The sequence below is a fragment of the Streptomyces sp. NPDC049879 genome (assembly GCF_044461265.1).
GTDB lineage: Bacteria > Actinomycetota > Actinomycetes > Streptomycetales > Streptomycetaceae > Streptomyces.
Genome location: NZ_JBITKT010000001.1, coordinates 1,306,390 through 1,321,811 on the forward strand (window position 1 = coordinate 1,306,390; position 15,422 = coordinate 1,321,811).

At 72.9% G+C, this 15,422-nt stretch carries 14 protein-coding genes; 10 read left to right on the forward strand and 4 right to left on the reverse strand.

The genetic code is table 11. The features are described from left to right. The 3 genes from ACIBPC_RS06120 (at nt 1) to ACIBPC_RS06130 (ending at nt 862) form a co-directional block, all read left to right on the forward strand. Nucleotides 1–147, forward strand: coding sequence for a hypothetical protein (locus tag ACIBPC_RS06120; protein WP_398841595.1), 147 nt, complete (start codon nt 1–3; stop codon nt 145–147). A gap of 170 nt (nt 148–317) precedes the next feature. Continuing rightward, nucleotides 318–515, forward strand: a complete 198-nt coding sequence (locus ACIBPC_RS06125) for a hypothetical protein (RefSeq protein WP_398841597.1) — start codon at nt 318–320, stop codon at nt 513–515. After that, complete coding sequence (locus tag ACIBPC_RS06130) at nt 512–862, forward strand: hypothetical protein (RefSeq protein ID WP_398841599.1); 351 nt, start codon at nt 512–514, stop codon at nt 860–862. The genes ACIBPC_RS06125 and ACIBPC_RS06130 overlap by 4 nt, the downstream gene beginning before the upstream one ends. A 31-nt stretch (nt 863–893) precedes the next feature. Here the strand turns inward: ACIBPC_RS06130 and ACIBPC_RS06135 are convergent, their stop codons facing one another. Continuing rightward, entirely contained in the window at nt 894–1,391 is a 498-nt protein-coding gene (locus ACIBPC_RS06135; RefSeq protein ID WP_398841600.1) for an ArsR/SmtB family transcription factor, read from the reverse strand. A 141-nt stretch (nt 1,392–1,532) separates the two neighbouring features. Between ACIBPC_RS06135 and ACIBPC_RS06140 the strand changes: the two genes are divergently transcribed. Both ACIBPC_RS06140 and ACIBPC_RS06145 read left to right on the forward strand, forming a co-directional pair. Then, nucleotides 1,533–2,342, forward strand: coding sequence for a methyltransferase domain-containing protein (locus tag ACIBPC_RS06140; RefSeq protein ID WP_398841602.1), 810 nt, complete (start codon nt 1,533–1,535; stop codon nt 2,340–2,342). Between the two features lie 154 nt (nt 2,343–2,496). Continuing rightward, nucleotides 2,497–2,883, forward strand: coding sequence for a hypothetical protein (locus tag ACIBPC_RS06145; RefSeq protein ID WP_362967623.1), 387 nt, complete (start codon nt 2,497–2,499; stop codon nt 2,881–2,883). 33 nt (nt 2,884–2,916) lie between these two features. On the opposite strand, the gene ACIBPC_RS06150 is transcribed toward ACIBPC_RS06145, so the two are convergent. Next, nucleotides 2,917–5,133 (reverse strand): RICIN domain-containing protein, encoded by a 2,217-nt coding sequence (locus tag ACIBPC_RS06150; RefSeq protein WP_398841603.1) that lies wholly within the window; start codon nt 5,131–5,133, stop codon nt 2,917–2,919. Nucleotides 5,134–5,153: 20 nt separating this feature from the next. Then, a complete protein-coding gene (locus tag ACIBPC_RS06155; RefSeq protein ID WP_398841604.1) occupies nt 5,154–6,539 on the reverse strand; it encodes a ricin-type beta-trefoil lectin domain protein in 1,386 nt (461 codons plus the stop codon). A gap of 343 nt (nt 6,540–6,882) precedes the next feature. Here ACIBPC_RS06155 and pepN point away from each other — a divergent pair, with 343 nt between their 5' ends. Further along, nucleotides 6,883–9,387, forward strand: coding sequence for an aminopeptidase N (gene pepN, locus ACIBPC_RS06160; RefSeq protein WP_398841605.1), 2,505 nt, complete (start codon nt 6,883–6,885; stop codon nt 9,385–9,387). Here the strand turns inward: pepN and ACIBPC_RS06165 are convergent. Continuing rightward, complete coding sequence (locus tag ACIBPC_RS06165) at nt 9,377–10,027, reverse strand: NAD(P)-dependent oxidoreductase (RefSeq protein ID WP_398841607.1); 651 nt, start codon at nt 10,025–10,027, stop codon at nt 9,377–9,379. The two genes, pepN and ACIBPC_RS06165, sit on opposite strands and share 11 nt — an antisense overlap. Before the next feature lie 90 nt (nt 10,028–10,117). Between ACIBPC_RS06165 and ACIBPC_RS06170 the strand changes: the two genes are divergently transcribed. From ACIBPC_RS06170 to pyk, 4 genes are all read left to right on the forward strand, one after another. Then, nucleotides 10,118–10,501 (forward strand): winged helix-turn-helix transcriptional regulator, encoded by a 384-nt coding sequence (locus ACIBPC_RS06170; RefSeq protein WP_398841609.1) that lies wholly within the window; start codon nt 10,118–10,120, stop codon nt 10,499–10,501. Nucleotides 10,502–10,685: 184 nt separating this feature from the next. Next, entirely contained in the window at nt 10,686–12,215 is a 1,530-nt protein-coding gene (locus tag ACIBPC_RS06175; RefSeq protein WP_398841611.1) for a pyridoxal phosphate-dependent decarboxylase family protein, read from the forward strand. Next, the gene (locus tag ACIBPC_RS06180; RefSeq protein WP_398841612.1) at nt 12,212–13,639 is read left to right on the forward strand and encodes a lysine N(6)-hydroxylase/L-ornithine N(5)-oxygenase family protein; all 1,428 of its coding nucleotides are present in this window, start codon (nt 12,212–12,214) and stop codon (nt 13,637–13,639) included. The genes ACIBPC_RS06175 and ACIBPC_RS06180 overlap by 4 nt, the downstream gene beginning before the upstream one ends. 156 nt (nt 13,640–13,795) lie before the next feature. After that, nucleotides 13,796–15,229 (forward strand): pyruvate kinase, encoded by a 1,434-nt coding sequence (gene pyk, locus ACIBPC_RS06185; protein WP_398841614.1) that lies wholly within the window; start codon nt 13,796–13,798, stop codon nt 15,227–15,229. The last annotated feature ends 193 nt before the right edge of the window (nt 15,230–15,422 follow it).

Consider the following 15,422-nt stretch of genomic DNA (forward strand, 5'->3'; position numbering starts at 1 on the left):
ATGCCGCGTCCTCTCCCGCGTTACCTGACGGTGGCGCCGGTGCGGGAGGAGAACCCCAAGATCACCATCATCACCGGCCTGGAAGGGCCCGTTCTGCCGCGCCCGGAACCCGACAGCGACGAGCCGGAGGGTGGTGAGGGGGAGTGAGTCTGTTGCCGCGTTGTATGTACTGCGAAGCGACGGCCGGTGAGTTGGTGGCGGTTGCTCTGGTGGCGGCTGGTTCGGGGCCGGGGTGGACGTATCAGGCGTGTCGCACGTGCCGGGTCTCGGAGCGGCTGGTGCCGTTGGTTGCGCATCCGTCGGACTCGTGGGGTGGGATGCACTACTGGCCCGAGGTCGTGCCTCATGAGTTGGTGGTGCGGTTGGCTGGGTTGGGGAGTGCGTCGGAGTTGCGGCCGGTCGTGGACCGGTTGTTTCCGGCGGTGGCTGCGGTGTTCCGGCGGGAGGTGGCCCAGTCGGCCGTGGAGGATGCCGTCGCCGATCTGTGGGCCGTCGTACCGGTGGAGGAGTCGTGACGGCGTTCGTCTCGCGGCTCTTCACCGGTGGTGAGACCGGCGAGGCCAGGGTGTGGGCCCGCGAAGTTCTGGCCGCCTGGGGGTGGTCGGGTGCGGTGCCGGTGGTGGATGTGTTGATCGCGGTGGCGCGTTCGCGGCGGCCGTGGTGGCTGAGTCTGCGTGATCACGGGGATGCGTTGAACGTTCAGGTGTTGCGGGCGCGGACTGCTCGGACCATCCGGTTGCCGGGGCGGATTGCCGGTGCAGACGGCCTCGTGTGGACGTTCGGGACCGTCCCCACTCCGGACGGCCTCTGCATATGGACCACCATCACCCCCCACCCGAAGCGCCAGCCGCTCAGCCGGTGAGCCCTTCCCCCGGGAGGGACGTACGGCGTCGTCAGGGGCGGTTCGGGTCGGGGTGGACCACGAGGAAGAGCGACCATGCGGGCGCGGTCGGGTCGTCCGGGCGGTCGGCGAACTCTCCCAGCAGATCCTTGAGCCGGGTGCGGAACTCCTCCATCTGCGGCGGCGGCAGGCGCAGCGCCATCCTGGTGCCCTCGGACTCGGTCGCGGGGACGAGGGCGAGTTCCTCCAGGAACGCGTCGAGCATCGACCGTTCCAGCGCGGGGGATTCGAGGTTCCAGCTCTTGTGCGTCGCCAGGTACGGGATCTCCCGTGCGCCGCGCGCGCCGCGCCGTTCTTCCTGCGCCTCCAGGAATCCGGTGCGGACCAGCGTTCTGGTGTGGTGCAGCACGCTGGCCGGGTCCCGGCCGAGGATCGCCGCGATCTCCTTGTTCGTGTGCGGCTTCCGCACACAGATACGCAGGATGCGCAGGCGGAGGGCGGAGGCGAGTGCCCTCGCCTCCGCGTCGGTCGCCGTCCGGCGTTCGGTCATGACCAGCAGCCTACTGAAGGGCGGACGGCCCGGCGACGGGTCCGACAGCAAGTGATTGACAAAACCCAATCACTCGGTCAGGGTGACGCTGTGCCCTTCCCAGCCGCGGGACGACCGCGGCCCGAGCGAACGAGGTCGACCATGCCGAACCGTCCCGGAACGACCGGCGGGACCGCCGCTCCCGAGAGCCCCGCCGAGCGGGCGGCGCACCGGGCCAGTCCTGTCGACGCTCCCCCGGAACCCGGGGAGAAGGCGAACGACTACGACAGCTTCGCCGAGGCGTACGAGGCCGAGAACGAGAGCAGCCTCCTCAACGCCCACTACACGCGCCCCGCGATCGTGGACCTGGCCGGTGACGTGGCGGGCCGCCGCATCCTCGACGCCGGGTGCGGCGCCGGCCCCATAGCCGCGGACCTGCGCGAGCGGGGCGCCGTCGTCGCCGGTTTCGACTCCTCCGCCGGGATGCTGGAACTCGCCAGGCGGCGGCTCGGCGACGACGTGGTGCTGGAGCACGCCGAACTGGGCGGCACGCTGCCGTTCGCCGACGCCGAGTTCGACGACGTTGTCGCCGCCCTGGTGCTGCACTACCTGGAGGACTGGACGACAGCCCTGGCCGAACTGCGCCGCGTGCTGAAGCCCGGCGGCCGTCTCATCGGGGCCGTCCACCACCCCTTCGTCCAGCATCTGACGGCGCCGCCCGGCACCGACTACTTCGCGATCCGCCCCACCTCCCAGTGGTGGGAATTCGGCGACACCAAGAACCTGATGACCTTCTGGGACCGGCCGCTGCACGCGATCACCGACGCGTTCACCGCGGCAGGCTTCCGGATCGACGTCCTCAGCGAACCGGCCCCGGGACCCGGCGCCCGCGAACGCTTCCCCGAGCTCTTCGAGGAGCATCCGTCCGGCAAGTTCGTGTGCTTCCTGTTCTTCGTCCTCACGAAGGCGTGACCTCCGCACCGGGAGCGGCGCCCGGTCAGCTTGTCGGGTGACCCGATAAAGCGCCATGCGATGCGGCGGGTCTGCGGTGCGGAACTGCTTCGCCCTGTGTGATCGATCGGTCACAATGGCCTCCGGAGGCCCGCCCCGAGCGATGGAGGACGCGATGCCCAGGACCGAGAGGGAACGCCGCCGCCGGATCGCCGACGCCGCGACCGACCTGCGCCTGCACCCGGCCGCCGTCCTCTACCTCTGCGCCCCCGAGGTCGCGCCCGAGTCGCTGGTCGAACGGCTGGCCGCGCACGCGGGCGCGCGCCGCCTCCCCGTCGCCGACACCGTCGTGGACCTGATGGACCCCGCCTCGCCGATGGACGACCGGCCGGGGTGGCAGCACGTACGGGAGCTGGTCCTCGCCCGCGAGGTCACCGCCGTCGTCACGGCGGCCGACGACATGTGCGGCGGGACGAGCAAGGAGCGGGAGGCCGTCCGGGCCTGGCTCGCCGACCACGCCTCCGAGCTGACGGCGGCGCCGGTGCCCGTCGCGGGAGTGTGACGCGACGGGCACCGGCGGTCCTGCGGGGGAGGGTCACGGATAGGCCGTCAGGTAGCGCACCTGGTTGGCCTGGTTCACCGGTCCTCCGGTGTTGTTGATGATGTTGGCGATGGTGCCGTAGCCGCCGCCCAGGGAGACGGCCACCATGTTGTCGAACCGCACGCCCGGCGCGTTCGGCACCTGGAAGGCGCGCTCGGCGACGACGCTGCGGTTGACGTTGAAGAAGCAGTAGCTGCCGAGGCCGTACGCCTCGTGACTCGTCACCGAGTTCGCCACCTGGTAGGCGGCGTAGCCCCGTGTCGAACCATTCATCCAGGCGGCCTGGTTGGGCGGGTCGTACGGCATCTCGTTCTGGTAGAAGTACGTGCGCCCGCCGTTGCCGTTCCAGATGGTCTGCGTCTTCTGGTAGTGCTCGACGAACAGGCCGTACATCGTGACGCTGTCGCCGTTCACGACGAGCCCGGTGTCGGCCGTGTTGGTGTTCCAGCCGATGCCCGAGCCGTGGTCGCCGCGCCACAGCCACAGGTGGTCGCCGATGACGTCGTCGCTGTTGATGACCAGGCTGGTCGTGGCCCGCCCGGCGTGCGCGCCGCCGATGCGGAAGAACACGTCGTGCAGCGACGTCGGGTTGGCGCCGTGGTCCGCCGACGAGCCGGCCGGGCCGACCTCCATCAGCAGCGACGAGTTCGTGGTGCCCGCGTCGATCAGCAGGCCCGCGATCTTCACGCCGCCGACATCGGCGACCGTCATGGCCGTGACGCCGTTGTCCGGGATGAACGTGGCCAGGCCGAGGCCGAGGACCACGGTGTCCGGATCGGTCACGCGCAGCGTCTGGTTCAGGTGGTAGATGCCCGGGGTGACGAGCAGGTGCTTGCCCTGGGCCAGCGCCGCGTTCATCCCGGCGGCGGTCTCACCCGGGCGGACGATGTGGAAGTCGTCCGCCAGCGAGAGGGAGGTGCCCGCCTGGGTGGTGTTGTGCCAGCTGGTGCCCAGCGAGTTGGAGCGCAGTGCCGGGACGAAGACGCGGTAGTCGCCCGCGCCGTCGATGTAGAGGAACGGCTTCTCGCGGTTCACCGGCGTGCGGTCCACGACGGTGTACGGCGGGCTGGGGAACGTACCCGCCGGCGGGTTCTGCGCGCCGACGAACACCATGTTCCAGTTCGAGCCGGTCCACTGCGACCACTCCGTGTTCCGCGACAGCCACTGCTGCTGCGAGCCGGAGATGACCCGCCCCGACACGACCGTGTCCGCCATGAAGCCGCCGGAGGACCAACCGCCGTCGTCCAGCTGGATGTTGCCGTTGACGTGCATGCGGCGGTACGGGGCGGCCTGCGAGACGGCCCAGCGTTCCGTTCCCGAGTCGGGCGTCACCGACAGGTTCTCGGCGGCGCGCCAGAAGTTGTGCGTGGCGTTGCCCTGGAACCAGTCGGCCTCGGTGTGCACCGACCCGGCGATGTGCGTGTCGTCGGGGGACAGGCCGAGGCCCGAGACCTGCGTGTAGTAGCCGACGTTGACGTCCACGTCGTACTCGCCCGGCTTGAAGAGGAACGCGGCCCGGCCGTTGCCGAACTGCGCGGTCTCCTGCTGGGTGAAGACGCCGTCGACCGTGGACTGGATGGCGGAGTCCGGCATCGACGGGTCGAAGACGTGGACGTTGGGGCCCAGGTCGGGGGTGCCGGGCGGATTCTGGATGTCGGCGGGGTTCACGTGGAACGATTGTGCCGCCGACCCGTTGCACGCGTACTGCTGGAGCTGCACGCTGTCGGCCGCCGAGGCGGCGGGGACGTCCAGGCACTTGCCGCTGTTGCGGTTCACGAAGCGGTAGGTGCCGTTCGCCTGCTCGACGGGCTGCCACTGCTGGTTGTTGCCGCCGCTGTAGGTCCACAGCTGGACGGTGCCGCCGTCCGCCGTGGACACGTTGGTGACGTCCCAGACCTGCGCCGCCGCGTTGCGGCTGCCGATCTGGTAGTAGCCGCCGCTGGTCGCGGTGAGGCGCCACTGCTGGGCGGTCGAGCCGTTGCACGCGTACTGCTGGACGGCGGTGCCGTTGCCGGTCGCGGCGGCGCGGGCGTCCACGCACTTGCCGCTGCCCGCGTTCACCACCGTCGCCCAGCCGCTCGGCAGGGCGGCCGGGGCCACCGGCGCGGCCTGGGCGGCCGTCGCCGGGACGGCGGTCAGCAGGCCGGTGAGCAGCGCGCCGAGCGCCAGGCCGAGCCGCAGCGGGGCGCGGCGTTGTCGAAGGAGTCTCACGGTTGCTGTGGCCTCTCGGGTCAGCCCGCGTACTGGGCGAAGACGCTGGTGAACTGCCAGTTGGACTGCCCGACGCCCGAGCACGAGTCGGCCGGGCCGCCGGTGCAGGGCCGGTCGCGGTTGACCGACCAGAAGGTGAGGCGGGCGAGCTGGTGCTGCTGCGCGTAGTCCCGCATCGTCTGGAAGTCGGCCACGGTGATGACCTCGCCGACGTCGGTGACGCCGTTCATGGACGAGATGCCCATGCGGCTGTACGCCTGGGCGTCGGTGTAGCCGTACGCGTTGCGCAGGGACGTCTTCAGGCCCTCGGCGGCGCGGACGGAGAGCTGGCCCATGTTCTGGCCGTTGCCGCCGAAGTTGAACGGCATGATGGTCCAGGCGTCGACGGTCAGGCCCGCGGCGGCGGCGCGGTTGATGAGGCTGGTGTCCGGGCCGTTCTGGCCGGTGCCGAAGGTGACGTAGACGCGCAGGCCCGGGTTGTTGGCCTTGACGGTGCGCAGCGCCTCGACGGTCCGCTGCTGGACGGCGGGGGAGTCGTACGCGGCGGCCTCGATGTCGATGTCGATGGCGCGCAGGCCGTACGCGGAGATGACGCGCTGGTACGCGGCGGCCAGCTCGGCGGCCGAACCGCAGGAGCTCTCCAGCTTGTTGCCGCTCCATCCGCCGAACGACGGGACGACGTCGCCGCCCGCGGCGCGGATGGTGTTGATGGTCTGCTGGTCGACGCCGCCGGTGAGCGGGCGGCCGCCGTCCCACTGCGGGTTGCAGTAGCCGTTGCTGAGGACGAAGGCGAGGGTGAACCAGCGCACGCCCGTCGCGTTCATGACGGTCTGCGGGTTCGGCGGGCTGCCCCAGCCGTTGTAGAGGTAGGGCGCGACGGCCATCGCGCCGGGGCCGGGGCCGGGGCCCGGGTCGCCGCCGCCGGTGGGGACGGTCCACTTCTGGTTGGCGGTGCCGGTGCACGTCCACAGCTGGAGGCGCGTGCCGTTGGCGGAGGACTGGCCGGTGGCGTCGACGCACTTGTTGGCCTGGGGGTTCACGATGTCGCGGGCCGCGCTGACGGACCAGCGCTGGTTGGCGGCGCCGGTGCACGTCCAGAGCTGGAGCTGCGCGCCGTTGGCGGTGCTGCTGCCGGTGACGTCGAGACACTTGCCGAGGGCGCGGATGGTGCCGTCGTCGGCGACGGTCCAGCTCTGCGCGGCGGTGCCGTTGCAGTCGTAGAGCTGGACGGCCGTGCCGTTGGCCGTGCTCGCGCCCGCGACGTCGACGCACTTGCCGGCGATGCCGGTGATCTGGCCGGTCGCGGCGGCGGAGGCGGGGGCGGCGCTCACGGCCAGCAGGCCGAAGAGCAGGGAGAGGACGGCGAGCGCGCCGGCCCAGGGGCGGGGGCGCAGGGGGGATCGCATGACGCATCACATCCAGACGGTGGGGGGTGAAATGTGGCGTGGCTATGACAATCGAGCTGTCCCGGCGGGCCCGCCGTGTTCCGTCAGGGCTTGATTTAAGAAGTGGCCACGGGGGGCGTCAAGGCTTTGGACTGGACCAATCCGGTTCCGGTCGTCGGCGGGCACGCGCGGCGGCCCGGTCGCAATCCGCGCGGGTAATGCGCCCCGCCGCCCGGCCTCCCGCACGCAGGTCGCCGGACGGACCGCGCCGTTCCCGCAGTTCAGCGGCGTGCGGCCTGCCGTGCCGGTGGCGCGCGGGCAACTCGCGTGCGGCCGCGGACACGCGTACGGCAGCATGATCCCCATGTCCTCACTGACCCGCGTCGAAGCGGAAGCCCGCGCCCAGCTCCTCGACGTCCACAGCTACGCGATCGATCTCGACTTCACGCGCGGCGACGACACGTTCGCCTCCGACACCGTCATCCGCTTCACCGCGCGCACGGCGGGGGACACCTTCGTCGAGGCCGTCCCGGCGGCCCTGCACGGCGTCACCCTCGACGGCCGCGCGCTGGACCCGGCGGCGCTCGCGGACGGCCGCTACCCGCTGACCGGGCTGGCCGAGGGGGAGCACGAGCTGCGGATCACCGCGGACATGCGCTACTCCACGACCGGCGAGGGCATGCACCGGTTCACCGACCCGGCCGACGGGCTCACGTACCTCTACTCGATGTGCTGCATGACCGAGGGGCCGAAGGTCTTCCCCTCCTTCGACCAGCCCGATCTCAAGGCCGTGTTCGACGTGTCGGTGACCGCTCCCGCCGGGTGGACCGTGCTCGGCAACGGGATCGCCACCCCCGTCGACGGCGAGCCGGGCCGCTGGCGCTGCGCCACCACGCCGCGCATCAGCACGTACCTGATGGCCGTCGCCGCCGGTCCATACCACTCGGTCCGCACCGAGCACGCCGGGCTGCCGTTCGGCATCCACGCGCGCCGCTCGCTGGCGCCCTACCTCGACAAGGACGCCGACGAGATCCTCGACATCACGCGGCGCTGCTTCGACCGGTACCACGAACTCTTCGACGAGCCCTACCCGTTCGACTCCTACGACCAGGCCTTCGTGCCGGAGTTCAACGCGGGCGCGATGGAGAACCCCGGACTCGTCACCTTCCGCGACGAGTACGTCTTCCGCTCCGCCGTCACCGACACCGAGCGTGAGGTGCGCGGCGTCACCATCGCGCACGAGATGGCGCACATGTGGTTCGGCGACATCGTGACGCTCCGCTGGTGGGACGACGTCTGGCTGAACGAGTCCTTCGCCGAGTACATGGGCTACCAGGTCCTCGCCGACGCCACCGCCCACCAGCCGTGGACCGAGTTCGCCGCCTCCCGCAAACCGTGGGGGTACGAGGCCGACCAGCGGCCCTCCACCCACCCCGTCGCGCCCCGCGCCGAGGACGTGCCGGACACCGCGTCCGCGTGGAACAACTTCGACGGCATCTCCTACGCCAAGGGCGCCTCCGCGCTGCGCCAGCTCGTCACCTGGCTCGGCGAGGACCGCTTCCTCGCGGGCGTCAACGCCCACATCACCGGCCACCGCTTCGCCAACGCCACGCTCGCCGACTTCATCGACGCCATGGCCCGCGCCTCCGGCCGTCCCGTCGCCGACTGGGCCGACGCGTGGCTGCGCACCAGCGGCCCCGACACCCTCGCCCCCGAGATCACCGCCGAGCCCGACACCTGGCACATCGACGTCACCCACACCGGCGGACGCCCGCACCGCCTGCGGGTGGGCCTGTACGACGCGGACCCGGGGCAGCCGGACCGCATCCGCGCCCGCGGCTCCGCCGACATCGAGCTGACCGCCGACGACGGCGTCACCCGGCACAGCTTCACCGGCCCGCGCCCCGACCTCGTGGTCCTCAACGAGGGCGACCTCACGTACGCCAAGGTCCGCCTCGACCCGGAGTCGTGGGACACCGCGCAGCGCGCCCTGTCCACCCTCGACGACCCGCTGACCCGCGGCGTCGTGTGGAACGCGGCGCGCGAGATGGTCCGCGACGGGCTCCTGCCGCCGTTCGCCTTCCTCGCCGCCGCGCGCCGCAACCTCCCCGCCGAGCCGTCCAGCACCATGATCGGCAAGGTGCTGCGCTTCGCACACGCGCAACTGGTGGAGCGCTACGTGCCGCTCGCCGACCGGCCCAAGGCCCTCGGCGTCCTCGAAGCCGTCGCCGACGATCTCCTCGACGCCACGGCGGACGGCTCCGACCCGGCCCGCCGCCTCGTCGCCGTCCGCGCCGCCATCGACGCCGCCACCTCCCCGGAACGGCTCCGCGCCTGGTGGGACGCGGGCACCGTGCCGGACGGGCCCGCGCTCGACCCCGAACTGCGCTGGCAGCTGCTGCTCAGGCTCGCCGTGCTCGGCGCCACCGACGCCGCCGAGATCGACGCCGAGGCCGCCCGCGACCCCGGGGCGACCGGGCAGGAGGGCGCCGCGCGCTGCCGCGCCGCCCTGCCCGACGCGGACGCCAAGGCCGCCGCCTGGGACGCCCTGTTCGGCCCCGACGACCGGCTGTCGAACTACCTCTTCAACGCGACCGCCGAGGGCTTCTGGCAGCCGGAGCAGCACGCGCTCCTCGCGCCCTGGGTCGAGCGGTACTTCCCGGCCGCCGTCGCCGTCGCCGGACGGCGCGGCCACTCGCTGGCCACCTCCGCCGCCCGCCTCGCCTTCCCGCGCGGCTTCACCGACGAGCGGACGGTCGGGCTGGCCGAGGCGTGCCTCGCGGGCGAGGACCTGCACCCCGGTTTCCGGCGCGCCCTCGCCGACCAGCTGGACGACACACGGCGGGCGCTGCGGGTCCTCAGCCGGTGACGGCCAGGTGCGTCCGCCGGTGCCGCGGCTCCTCCGCCTCGTCCAGCAGGGCGACGGCGAAGTCCTGGTAGGAGATCCGGTCCGCGGGATCGCCGTGCGCGGCGGTCCCGTACCGGCCGGTGCGCCCACCGGTGTGGTCGAAGTCGCCGGCGGGACTGGCGTACAGCCAGTCCACGCCGGCGCCCTCGCGCCGCAGGACCTCCAGACCGGCCCGGTGCCCGTGCACGAACGGCAGGAACTCCGCGGGCAGCCGCGTCACCTCCAGCAGGGGCGTGCCCGCCGCGTCGGTCAGCAACGTGGCCAGGCCGACGACGAGCAGCCGCCGCACCCCGCCGTCCCGCGCGGCCGCCAGCAGCGCCCGCGACGACCCGGTGAAGAACGCCTCCGGATCGGTCCCCGGACCGTACGCGGCGGCGGCACTGACCACCACGTCCTGCCCGGCGGCCAGTTCGGCCACCCGTGCCGCGTCGGCGGCGTCGCCCGCCACGAGCCGTACGCGCCCGTCCTGCCCGGCGAACGCGTCGGCGTGCGCGGCGGTGTCCCGCACCACCGCCGTCACCTCGTGCCCCCGCGCACACGCCTCCGCCACCAGCCGCCGCCCGGCCCTGCCCCCGGCGCCCAGCACCACGATCCCGCTCATCGATGACCTCCCAAAGTCGTCACTGCCGCCGGACCGTAGCCCGAGCCCCGGTATCCCCCGGGGAACCGGGACCCGAGCTACCGTGGCCGCATGAGCGAACCGCTGCGCCCCGACATGTTCGAGGAGCTGTGCCCGTCAGGACTGCTGCCGCTGCGGTTCGCCGACAAGTGGGCGCCCCTCGTCCTGCGGTGCCTCGCGGACGGCCCGCGCCGCTTCTCCGAGCTGCGCGTGCCGCTGCACCGCACGACGGCGAAAGTCCTCACCCACACCCTGCGCGCCCTCCAGCGCGACGGGCTGATCACCAGGACCGAACACCCCGGCCGCACGCCGCACGTCGAGTACGCGCTCACCGCTCTGGGCCGCGGCCTCCTCGGACCCCTGGAGGCCGTCTGCGCCTGGACCGAGCAGCACTGGGAGGAACTGCTCGCCGCCCGCGAGGCGTACACGGACGCCACGACCCGTCCCGCCGCCTGACACCGGGCACCGACTCCCGAACTCCCCACCTCCTTATCCGTACTTGCGTTCGTCAGTACCTCCTTCGGGGGAACGGCCGCGCAACGGGCGCCGTTCTCCCGCCCGCGCGGATTACGTTGTGCGCGCCCTCAGCCGTTCGGCCCAGGCCCGGTCTGCCCCGCCACACCCCGGAAGGTGCCCCAGCATGTCCGCGCCAGCCCCGCCCGACCCCGCCGCGCTCGCGGGCGGGACCGCCGGGTCCCGTGCCCTCCGCCCGCTCCTGCACACCGTGCTCACCGCCCTCGCCGACGGCGCCGCCACCCGCTGCGGACCCCTCCCGGCAGGCGACCCCCTCACCGTGGCGGACCGTCTCGCCGAACGCTGCGGCCCCTTCCTGCCCGAACACGGCCTCGGCGCGGACGAGGCCCTGCGCACCCTCGTCCTGGCCCTCGCCGAAGGCGCCGCGGACCCGGCCGACCCGCACTGCGCCGCCCACCTCCACTGCCCGCCCCTGGCGGTCGCCACGGCGGCCGACCTGGCGGCCGCCGCGCTCAACCCCTCCCTCGACTCCTGGGACCAGGCCCCCGCGGCCTCCGCACTCGAAACCCAGGTCACCGCCGAACTGGCCCGCCTCGTCCACCCGGCGGGCGAAGCCCCCGACGCCCTCGTCACCACCGGCGGCACCGAATCGAACCTCCTCGCCGTCCTCCTCGCCCGCGAACGCTTCGCCCACCACCCCCCGCTCACCGTCCTGTGCGGCGCCAACGCCCACCACAGCGTCCACCGCGCCACCTGGATCCTCGGCCTCCCCGCCCCGCGCGTCCTGCCGACGCCGCGCGGTGTCCTCGACCCGGTCACCGTCCACCGGGCACTCGACGACCTCGACACCCTGCGCTGCGACCCCGGCCCACCCACCCCGGCACTGGTCGTGGGCACCGCCGGGACCACCGACGCCGGCATCATCGACCCGCTGCCCGCACTCGCCGACACCGTCGCCGCCCACCGCGACCGCCGCCCGGCCCTCCTCCACATCGACGCCGCGTACGGCGGCCCGCTCCTCCTCAGCCCCGCGCACGCCGCCCTCGTCGCCGGGCTCGAACGGGCCGACAGCGTCACCCTCGACCTGCACAAACTCGGCTGGCAACCCGTCGCCGCCGGACTGCTGACCGTCCCCGACACCGCTCTCCTCGCCCCCCTCGGCCACCGCGCCGACTACCTCAACGCGGACGACGACACCGCCGCCGGACTCCCCGACCTCCTCGGCCGCTCCCTGCGCACCACCCGCCGCCCCGACATCCTCAAGATCGCCGTCACCCTCCGGGCCCTCGGCCGCACGGGGATCGCCTGCCTGATCGACGCGGTCTGCGCCGCCGCCCGCGACCTCGCCGCCCTCGTCGACGCCGACCCCGCCCTCGTCCTCCAGGCGGAACCCACCATCAGCACCGTCCTCTTCCGCCCGGCGGGCGCGACCGACGAACAGGTCGCCGCCATCCGCCGCGGCCTCCTGGCCGACGGCCGGGCCGTCCTCGGCCGGGCACAGGCACCCGGCCCGGACGGGCGGCCTGCCCTGTGGCTCAAGGCGACCCTGCTCAACCCCCACGTCCAGGGCGGCGACCTCGCCGCCCTCCTGAAGCTCGTCCTCGACCGGCACGCCGACCTCACCCACCGCCCAGGCACCCACCACCCAGACCCCGCGCCCACCGCCGGGCACCTCCAAGGACCCGTCTCCCGATGACCCCTTCCGGCACCGACCCCACCCGCCCCCTCGACCTCGCCGGCATCGGCATCGGCCCGGCCAACCTCGCCCTCGCCGCACTCGCGCACCCCCTCGCCGGGCTGCGCGCCGCCTGGTACGAGCAGGAGCCCGCCTTCCGCTGGCACCCCGGCCTGCTGATCGAGGACGCCACGCTCCAGGTCCCGTTCCTCGCGGACCTCGTGACGCTCGCCGACCCCACCAGCCGCTGGAGCTTCCTCAACTACCTGCGGCATACCCAGCGCCTCTACCCCTTCTACTTCTCCGAGCGCTTCCACAGCCCGCGCGCCGAGTACGACGCCTACTGCCGCTGGGTCGCGGACGGCGTACCCGGCCTCCGCTTCGGGCACCGTGTGGACAGCGTCCACTGGGACGCCCGGCACGCCGTCTTCGCACTGGCCGTCACCCGCCTCACCGACCGGGGGGAGACCTCCCTCGTCACCCACGCGCGGCACCTCGCCATCGGCATCGGCACCGCCCCCCACATCCCGGGGCCGCTGCGGCATCTCACCGGACCAGGCGACGGCCGCGTCCTCCACTCCGCCGACTACCTGAGCCACCGCGACGCGCTGGTCACCGCCGGGCACGTCACCGTAATCGGCTCCGGACAGTCGGGCGCCGAGATCTTCCTCGACCTGCTGCGCCGCAGGCCCGATGGCAGGGAGGCCCTGCACTGGCTCAGCCGCAGCCGCGCGTTCGCGCCCATGGAGTACAGCAAGCTGGGCCTCGAACACTTCACCCCCGACTACACGCGCTACTTCCACGGGCTGCCCGAGCCCGTCCGCGACCGGCTGGTGGCGGAGCAGTGGCAGCTGCACAAGGCCGTCGACCACGACACCCTGGCCGCCGTCCACGACGAGCTGTACCGCCGCACCCTGGGCGGGGGCTGGCCCGACGCCGTGCTCATCCCGGGCGTCACCGTGACCGGCGGCGCCAGGACGGCGGGACGGCTCCACCTCGACCTCGCCCACCGGGAACAGGACGAACGCTCCCACCTCGCCACCGACGCCGTCGTCCTCGCCACCGGCTATCGCGAACGGCCGCTCGAACCGCTGCTCGGCGACCTGGCGGGCGCCGTCCTGCGCGACTCGGCGGGACGCGCGGCGGTCGACGACCGCTACCGGCTGACACTCGGTACCGCCGCGCCGGGCACGGGCACGGGCACGGGCACGGTCTTCGTGCTCGGCTCCGAGCGGCACACCCACGGCGTCGGCACCCCCGACCTCGGCCTCGTCGCCCACCGCGCCGCCGTGATCCTCAACACACTCACCGGCCACGCGCACTACCCGCTGCCCGAGAGGACCGCTTTCACCGCTTTCGGTCTGCGCGGGACGCACGCCCCCGGCGCGCGGCGGCACGAGGCGGAGTTTGCCGTTCCGGCCGAAGGGCAGGCTCTCCCTCGGTAATCCAGGACCACCGGATTTATCACCCCCGCGGGAAAAGCTCAAAAGAGCGGGGTGCCGCTCATATTGCGAATTTGTCGGCCTCTTGTGAAAAGGGGGCCATCTCGTGGTCACTTCCGGATAGCTCTCTACTGGCAGGTAACTCCTACAGTTGGCCGTATGCGCCGAGCAAAGATCGTCTGTACGCTGGGGCCGGCCACCGACTCGTACGAGCGCATCGCCGCGCTGGTCGAGGCCGGTATGGACGTGGCCCGGCTCAACCTGAGCCATGGTGCCCACCGCGAGCACGAACTGCGGTACCAGCGGGTCCGCCGCGCCGCCGGGGAAAAGGGCCGCAGTGTCGGAATTCTCGCGGACCTCCAGGGACCGAAGATCCGGCTCGGCAGCTTCCGCGAAGGCCCGGTGCTTCTGGAAACCGGCGACGAATTCACCATCACGACGGACGACGTTCCCGGCGACCACACCCGCTGCGGCACCACTTACGCCGGACTGCCGCACGACGTCCTGCCCGGCGAGCGCATTCTCGTGGACGACGGCCGCGTGGCCCTCGAAGTGACGGCGGTCGACGGGGCGGACGTCCGCACCCGCGTGGCCGAGGGCGGCCTGGTGTCCGACCACAAGGGGCTCAACCTGCCGGGGGTCGCCGTCTCGGTGCCCGCCCTGTCCGGGAAGGACATCGACGACCTCCGCTGGGCGCTGCGCACCGGTGTCGACGTCATCGCCCTGTCCTTCGTCCGCAGCGGGGACGACATCAAGGACGTGCACCGCGTCATGGCGGAGGAGGGGCGCTTCCTCCCCGTGATCGCGAAGATCGAGAAGCCCCAGGCCGTCGAGAACCTCGCCGACATCGTCGGCGCCTTCGACGGCATCATGGTCGCGCGGGGCGACCTGGGCGTCGAGGTGCCGCTGGAGCAGGTGCCCCTGGTGCAGAAGCGCGCCGTGGCGCTGGCCCGGCGCAACGCGAAGCCGGTCATCGTCGCCACGCAGATGCTGGAGTCGATGATCGAGTCCTCCCGGCCGACCCGCGCCGAGGCGTCCGACGTCGCCAACGCGGTGATGGACGGCACCGACGCGGTGATGCTCTCCGGCGAGACCAGCGTCGGGCGGCACCCGGTCGAGACGGTCGCCACGATGTCCCGGATCGTCACGGCCGCCGAGGACGTCCTGCTCGCGGGCGGCCTCGCCCCGCTGACCGACGAGAACAAACCGCGCACCCAGGGCGGCGCCGTCGCACGGGCGGCGGCCGAGATCGGCGACTTCCTCGACGCCGCGCTCCTCGTGGCGTTCACGCAGAGCGGCGACACCGCGCGCAGGCTCTCGCGCTACCGTTCCCCGATCCCCGTGGTCGCCTTCACCCCCGATCCGGCCACCCACGCGCAGCTCACGCTGACTTGGGGCGTCGAGACCTACCTCGTCCCCACCGTCACGACGACCGACGAGATGGTGGCGCAGATGGACGAGCAGCTCCTGCGGCTCGGCCGCTGCGCACAGGGGGAGATCGTCGTGATGACCGCCGGGTCGCCGCCCGCGACCCCCGGTACGACCAACCTCGTGCGGGTCCACCACGTCGGCGAGGACGACGCCCCGCGCTGACCCGCCCGGACGCCCCCCGTCGCGCAAAGGGCCCGCCAACTCCCCGGCGCGCACCGGGCGTTCACCTTCCTGTGCCGCGCCGTGCCCACGACGCTTGGCGATCGCGAAGACCCCCTTCGCGCGGGCGGCCCCCGGCGGGGCCGTGGGCGCCCGGCCGCGACGGCGCGGGCGGTCCCGTGCCCCCTCGCGCGGG